At 74.0% G+C, this 6259-nt stretch carries 9 protein-coding genes; 5 read left to right on the top strand and 4 right to left on the bottom strand.

What is annotated here, in order from left to right; all coding sequences use genetic code 11:
- Window positions 1-1218, bottom strand: a 1218-nt coding sequence (locus AB0J52_RS22965) for a sensor histidine kinase (protein WP_500183999.1), incomplete at its 3' end; no start/stop codon positions are given.
- A gap of 231 nt (window positions 1219-1449) precedes the next feature.
- Here AB0J52_RS22965 and AB0J52_RS22960 point away from each other — a divergent pair.
- From AB0J52_RS22960 to AB0J52_RS22950, 3 genes are all read left to right on the top strand, one after another.
- Window positions 1450-2142 (top strand): hypothetical protein, encoded by a 693-nt coding sequence (locus AB0J52_RS22960; RefSeq protein WP_500183998.1) that lies wholly within the window; start codon window positions 1450-1452, stop codon window positions 2140-2142.
- A 106-nt stretch (window positions 2143-2248) separates the two neighbouring features.
- Window positions 2249-2725 carry a hypothetical protein gene (locus tag AB0J52_RS22955; protein WP_500183996.1) on the top strand — a complete coding sequence of 159 codons (477 nt, stop codon included), beginning with the start codon at window positions 2249-2251 and terminating at the stop codon, window positions 2723-2725.
- Window positions 2725-3054: a hypothetical protein gene (locus AB0J52_RS22950; RefSeq protein ID WP_500183995.1), complete on the top strand. Its 330-nt coding sequence runs from the start codon at window positions 2725-2727 to the stop codon at window positions 3052-3054. The genes AB0J52_RS22955 and AB0J52_RS22950 overlap by 1 nt, the downstream gene beginning before the upstream one ends.
- A 3-nt stretch (window positions 3055-3057) precedes the next feature.
- Here the strand turns inward: AB0J52_RS22950 and AB0J52_RS22945 are convergent, their stop codons facing one another.
- Entirely contained in the window at window positions 3058-3300 is a 243-nt protein-coding gene (locus AB0J52_RS22945) for a hypothetical protein (protein WP_500183993.1), read from the bottom strand.
- Window positions 3301-3400: 100 nt separating this feature from the next.
- Between AB0J52_RS22945 and AB0J52_RS22940 the strand changes: the two genes are divergently transcribed.
- Complete coding sequence (locus AB0J52_RS22940; protein ID WP_500183992.1) at window positions 3401-3991, top strand: TetR family transcriptional regulator; 591 nt, start codon at window positions 3401-3403, stop codon at window positions 3989-3991.
- A gap of 22 nt (window positions 3992-4013) precedes the next feature.
- Here AB0J52_RS22940 and AB0J52_RS22935 read toward each other — a convergent pair whose 3' ends face one another.
- On the bottom strand, window positions 4014-4757 hold the full coding sequence (locus tag AB0J52_RS22935) for an SDR family NAD(P)-dependent oxidoreductase (protein ID WP_500183991.1): 744 nt from the start codon (window positions 4755-4757) through the stop codon (window positions 4014-4016).
- Window positions 4758-4846: 89 nt separating this feature from the next.
- Between AB0J52_RS22935 and AB0J52_RS22930 the strand changes: the two genes are divergently transcribed.
- Window positions 4847-5761 (top strand): RNA polymerase sigma-70 factor, encoded by a 915-nt coding sequence (locus tag AB0J52_RS22930; protein ID WP_500183989.1) that lies wholly within the window; start codon window positions 4847-4849, stop codon window positions 5759-5761.
- Between the two features lie 7 nt (window positions 5762-5768).
- On the opposite strand, the gene AB0J52_RS22925 is transcribed toward AB0J52_RS22930, so the two are convergent.
- Window positions 5769-6259 (bottom strand): TetR/AcrR family transcriptional regulator (locus AB0J52_RS22925; RefSeq protein ID WP_500183988.1); only part of this gene is annotated, 491 nt, incomplete at its 5' end.

Below are 6259 nucleotides of genomic sequence, written 5' to 3'. Positions count from 1 at the left end.
CCGGCCGGTCCCGGTGGACGGGCGCGGCAGGGTGGCGACGACCGCGAACCCGCCTTCCGGCCGGGGGCCGGCGCTGAAGGTGCCGCCGTACATCGCGACGCGCTCGCGCATCCCGACCAGTCCGTGGCCGCCCGTGCCCAGGGCGCCCTGCCTCCGAGGCGGACGGCCCGCGCCGTCGTCCACCACCTCGACGCTCACCCGGCGGGACGAGACGTCCACGGTGGCGCGGCAGCGCGTGGGAGCCGCGTGCCTGACCACATTGGTGAGGGCCTCCTGGACGATCCGGTAGACGGTGAGCTGGAGCGCTTCGGGAAGATCGTATTCACCGGTCACGGTCAGCTCGACGTCCACCCCGGCCGCCCGGACGTGCCCGGCCAGGCCGGTCAGCCCGTCGAGGCCGGGACGGGTGAGGTCGGTCCCGGGCGGGGAGTCGTGCCGCAGCACCTCCAGCAGGCGCCGCATCTCGGCCAGCGCGTCGCGGCTGGTCCGCTCGATCACCCGCAGGGCGTCGCGGGCCTCCTCGGGGCGCGCCTCGGCGATGTGGTTGGCGACGCCCGCCTTGACCGCGATCAGTCCCATGCCGTGCGTGACCACGTCGTGCAGTTCGCGGGCGATGCGCAGCCGCTCGTCGGCGACGACGCGGCCGACCCGCTGTTCCTCCAGGCACGCGGCGTCCCAGCGGCGCTGTCGCAGGAGACGGCCGGCGAGCCAGGCGGCGGCCGGGACGGCGCAGGCCGAGACCGTCCAGGCGACGGCCGCCGTCATGCCGTACCGCGGGTGGACGGTCTGGGAGATCACCGCGGCGGCGAGCGCGGCCGCCACGCAGCAGCCGAGCGCGCGGACGGTCCGTCGCGGCGGCTCGACGGTGGCGACCGTGAACAGCACGAGCCCGGTCGCCACGAACGGTTCCCACAGCACGCCGGACGCGAGCGCGGCCGACGACAGGGCGGCGGCGGCCGTCAACGCGCGCCGGGGCCACCGCCTCCGGACGGCCACGAGCAGCCCCAGCGCGGCAGCGACCAGGCAGGACGCCAGGAAGTGCGGGGCGAAGCCGGGCCGGTCCTTGAGCATGTTCCCGGCGACCGTCACGTCCGCGGCGATCAGCAGGAGTGCCAGGGGAACGTCGAGAGCGCGCGGCCCGGCCCGGCGCAGGCGCTGCGCCTGACGGGCCTCGAAGTCGGCTTCGTCCACGTCCGGCACGTTATCGGCGCAGGTCATGCCGGGGCATCGGACCAGGAGGGATCATCCCTGGGGATGATCGGGGACGTGGCGGGGGCGGCGCTGTCCTCTGCGGGCGGACGAAGAAGTGTCGGCTTCGGGGCGATCCGGCGGGGCGGTGCGCGCGGGCAGCCTGTCGCCATGTCCTCGATGAGATCCGCTGGTCCGGCAGAGACGCAGTCCCCTGGTCCGGCACAGACGAAGTCACCTGGTCCGGCACGGACGACGTTCGTGTTCCCCGGGCGGTGGGCGGCTGGAGCCGCGCTGGTGCTCGGGCCCGTCCTGCTGCTCCTCGGGGTGCTCCTCAGAGCGCGCTTCCACTTCTTCTTCCCCGACCAGTTGGCCGCCTATGACGAGCATCCGACGCTGATGGCCGCGTCCTACGGCTGCTTCGCCGCCGGGACCGTGGCGTTGTGGCCGGCCGTGAGCGCGCTGGCCGTCCGCGTCGGCGCCAGCCGTCCCGGGCTCGCGGCGCTGGGCGGCGGTCTGGCGATGGTGGGGCTGTTCGCCCGGACGTTCCATGCCGGGGTGGACCATCTGGCCTTCGGGCTCGTGGACGTCCAGGGCAGGCGGACGGCCACGGCCGCCGTCGCGGGCTCCTACCAGGCGTTCCACATCTTCCAGTACACGGCGTTCGCGATCATGCTCGGCTGGGTCGTGCTGGCGTTCGGGGCCTGGCGCGCCGGGGTGCTGGGCCCGGTCCGCGCCGCGGCGCTGGGGACGGCGGCGCTCATGCCGCTCGGCGTCCTGAAGGGCACGACGCCGCTGTCGGTCGCCGGTGCGGCCGGGTTGTGCCTCGCGCTCGTGCCGCTCGGGTTCGCGGTCCTCTTCGAAGGACCCGCGCCCGGACGCCGGTCGTTGCTCCGGTTCGGGATCGGCGCGCTGGTGGTGCTGGTTCTGGGGTTCGTCTCGTCCCTCGGGTGAGCGGTGGCGTCGTTCGTCGAGGCGGAACTGACCGATCCGCTATCGCCCCGACTGCGGTGGGTAGTTAGCCTGTTCCTCTGTGGAGTCGACTGCTCTGGGAGGACGCGTGGTCGGATATCGGACGGGAACGGTCGCGGTCGTCCTCGCGGTGGCGTCGGTCGCCGGCGGTGTGCCGGGCGCGGCGGCGCAGCAGCTCGCCGACCCCTGCGCGGGCAAGGGCTACGCGCACATCGTGAGGCTGTACCGGCGTGGCGCCTCGCGCCTGCCGCTGCGGTGCGGGACGTCCACCTGGGGCTACCGCCACATCACCCACCGGTGGAGCGCCGACTTCGACCGGCGGATCGCCCTGACGATCTCGCGCGGGGTCGTGGTGCAGGACGTCCAGGGGGACGGCGGCACCGCGATCTACGCGCTGTTCGACCGGCGCTGCAAGGAGCTCTTCCGGGTGATCTACAACGGCGGCGCGTACCGGGGGCACGCCGTCCGGCCGCAGGGGATCATCACCGCCTACCGGCGGGACATCGCGCATGTGCGGCTGGCCCTCCCGTCCCGGGGGCCCTGCGCGGTCACGCAGGACATCTAGTGGCCTCCGAGCTTCCGCTGCCCCCGGCCGAGCTGGCCCGGCGGCTCAACGAGGTGCTCGGGCTGCGGGCCGGGGGCGTGCGGATGCGTGTCGAGTCGGCGGCGCTGGGCGGGACCGGCGAGCGGCCGGCGGTGCGGCTGCGGGTGAGCGTCGCCGATCACCTGGGCGGGCCGGGGACCTGGGACGTCTCCGTCCCGATGGACCCGCTCGACCTGGAGCCCGACGTGAACACCTCGGCGCTGGTGGCCGTCCTGCACGCCAACCTCCTGGAGTGGTGGGACCTCAAGGACCGGGAACCGCGGATCGCGGAATGGGGACGCGTGGTCTGACCGTCAGCGGGCGGTGCGGCGGCGCAGCGCCGCGTGGGCGCGCAGGATCGCCGGGAGGAGTCCGTAGACGACGGTCGGGACCACGATCGCGGTCATCGCCAGCATCCGGACGGGCATGGGCAGCGAGAGCAGCGCGGGGCCGAGGACGATCTGGGTGGCCATGAGCATCGAGTAGACGGCCAGCCAGGTGAACAGCGCACGCAGGTGGATCGACGGCGCGGTGGCGGGGGTCGCGGGCGTGGTCATGGGGGGCTCCTCCGAAACCGATTCCAACTCGTTGGTTGGAGTTTGGCACGGCCCGGCCCGAATTCCAACCCGTTGGTTGGAGATGGCGTACGCTCGGGGCATGGCATGGGACACCGAGCGGACCAGGCGGCTCATCCTGGAGGCCGCGGTCGAGGAGTTCGCGACCCACGGGCCCGAGGCGGCCAGGATGGACCGGATCGCGGCGGGCGCGGGGGTGAACAAGGAGCGGATCTACTCCTACTTCGGCAACAAGCGGAAGATGTTCGCCGTCGTGCTCACCCGCGAGCTCCAGCGCCTGGCCGAGGCGGTGCCGCTCGACGAGCGCGCCGCGTCCGACCTGGGCGAGTACGCCGGACGCGTCTTCGACTACCATCGCGAGCACCCGCACTTCGTCCGGCTGCTGCACTGGGAGGGGCTCCACGCCGCGGACGGGGAGCCGGTCGCGGCGCGGAGCGAGCGCGCCGCGCACTACGCGGAGAAGGTCGCCGCCCTCGCGCGGGCGCAGGCGGCGGGGCGGCTGAACGCCGAGGTGGAACCCGGGGAGCTGCTGTACGCGGTCATCGCGCTGGCGGGCTGGTGGTTCGCCACCCCGCAGCTGCAGCCGATGCTGATGCCCGGCCTGGACGACGACCCGGACGGCCGGCGTGCCGCGCTGGTCCGGCTCGTCCGGATCGTGGGGGCCGCGGGCTGACCTCGGCCGCTCCGCCGGAGCGCTACCAGGCGACGGGGCCGAGGCGGTCGGTGAAGGTGCCGGTGGGGCCGTCCGGGTCGAGCGTCGCGAGCCGGACGATCGAGTCGGTGCCCTCGGTGACGGTGAGCTGCCCGGTGTGGCGGTTCATGTCGGTGGCGGCGAACTTGTGGTTCGCGACCTCGCCGGGCGTCGCGACGTTGAACTTGATGTCCGGGAGCGCCCGCGCGTACCGGACGGTGACCATGTTGAGCGCCGCCTTGGACGAGCTGTAAGCCAGCTCGTGCATGTTCGCCACGGGCTGGTCCGGGTCGGTGACGACGGCGAAGGAGCCGCCGCCGCTGGAGACCATCACGACCCGCGCGTTGCCCGACCTCCGCAGCAGCGGGAGGAAGGCGTTGGTGACCCGGATCGGCCCGTAGACGTTGGTGTCGTACACGCCGTGGATCTCCTCGATCGTCACGTCGGCCGGCGGGACGGCGTGTCCCGGCGCGCCCGCGTTGTTGACCAGGACGTCCAGCCGGTCGGTGTGCTCCCGGACGGCCCGCACCGCGGCGGCGACGGAGTCGTCCGAGGTCACGTCCAGCCGGACGGGCGTCACGTCGGCGCCGTCCGCGGCCAGCTCGGCGGCGGCCGTCGCGCCGCGCCGCTCGTCGCGCGAGCCGAGGAAGACCTTCCAGCCGAGCGCGCCGAGCCGCCGTGCCGTCTCGAGGCCGAGTCCCTTGTTCGCGCCGGTGATCACTACCGTGGTCTGCTCAGTGTTCGTCATGCCCACGAGACGAGACGGCCCGGCGGCCTGTGACACGGTGTGACCGGCCTCACCTCTGGGGTGGCGCGGGGTTCGTGCGGAGGGGCCGAGTGAGCAGGACCGACGATTTCCAGGAGTTCCGGCCGCTGCTGTTCTCGATCGCCTACCGGATCCTGGGCAGCGTGAGCGAGGCCGAGGACGCCGTCCAGGAGACGTGGCTGCGGTACGAGGCGTTCCGCGCGGACGCCGAGTCGCCGAAGGCGTTCCTGTCGGCGACGGTGACGCGGATCTCGATCGACGTGCTGCGGTCGGCGCGGGTCAGGCGCGAGGAGTACGTCGGGCCGTGGCTGCCGGAGCCGCTGCTCGCCGATCCGTACCAGGATCCGGAGCGCTCGGCGGAGCTGGCCGAATCGTTGTCGGTGGCCGCGCTGCTGCTTCTGGAGCGGTTGAGCCCGCTCGAACGCGCGGTGTTCGTGCTGCGCGACGTGTTCGACTTCCCTTTCCCGGAGGTCGCGTCCGCGGTCGGGCGGACGGAGGCGGCGTGCCGTCAGTTGCTCGTCCGGGCGCGCCGGCACATGCGGGAGGGGCGACCGCGCTTCGCGGCGAGCCGCCGGGAGCGCGACGAGCTCGCAGCGCGGTTCTTCACCGCGCTGCGCGAGGGTGACGTCCTCGGCCTCCAGAACCTGCTGGCCGACGAGGTGTCGCTGATGGGGGACGGCGGCGGCAAGGCCCCGCAGCTCGGCCGGGTCCTCAGCGGTGTGCGGAGTGTGGCGCGCCTGCTCGCCGCCGCGTTCCCCCGGATGGCGGGCGCGGGGGTCGCGGACGAACCGTGCGAGATCAACGGACGGCCGGGCGCGGTCTTCCGCGACCGCGCCGGCCGGGTCCTGCACACGATGGCCCTGGACATCGCCGGCGGGGGCGTCCAGGCCGTCCATGTCGTGATCAATCCCGACAAGCTTCGCCACCTCGGACCGGTCGCGGACGCGTGGGCCGTGGACGCGGAGGTTCGGGGCGGCGGCCGGTGAGCGGAGGTCAGCCGGGGGGCCGGAGGCCGTCCAGCAGGACGGTCAGGTAGGCGTCGGCCAGGCCCGGGGCGGACGGCTGGGCGCGGGCGACGGCCAGGGCGGTCTCTCCGATGAGCGTCGTCGTCGTGGCGGGGTCGAGATCGGTGCGGACCTCGCCGTCCGCGCGGGCGCCCTCGATCATCTCCTCCACGGCGCCGACCAGGTCGGCGCGCAGGGCGGTGGTGGCGGGCAGGTCCAGCCCGGCGAGCAGGTCGTTCACGGCGTGGTGGGCCGTCTGGAAGTCGATCAGCTCGCGCAGGAAGGCGCGCAGCGCCGAGGAGGGCGCCATCTGGCCGAGCAGGTCGCGGGCGCGCCGGACGACCGGTTCGAGCAGGCGGGCGACGGCGGCGTCCAGCAGGGCGTCCTTGCCGCCGAAGGCGCGCACGACCGTCGCGGCGCCCAGCCCGGCCCGCTTGGCGATGGCCTCGACGGTGAGCGTCGTCCCGGGTTCGGCGAGCA

The sequence above is a fragment of the Spirillospora sp. NPDC049652 genome, assembly GCF_040675125.1.
Classification (GTDB): domain Bacteria; phylum Actinomycetota; class Actinomycetes; order Streptosporangiales; family Streptosporangiaceae; genus Spirillospora.
Note: the sequence above shows the minus strand (reverse complement) of the source record. Positions and strands in the feature narration are given on the sequence as shown.

Coding starts and splice junctions, on each gene's coding strand:
- AB0J52_RS22945 (WP_500183993.1), bottom strand. CDS start 3,300: ATGACCACGCCCGCGACCCCCGCCACCGCGCCGTCGATCCACCTGCGT.
- AB0J52_RS22940 (WP_500183992.1), top strand. CDS start 3,401: ATGGCATGGGACACCGAGCGGACCAGGCGGCTCATCCTGGAGGCCGCG.
- AB0J52_RS22935 (WP_500183991.1), bottom strand. CDS start 4,757: ATGACGAACACTGAGCAGACCACGGTAGTGATCACCGGCGCGAACAAG.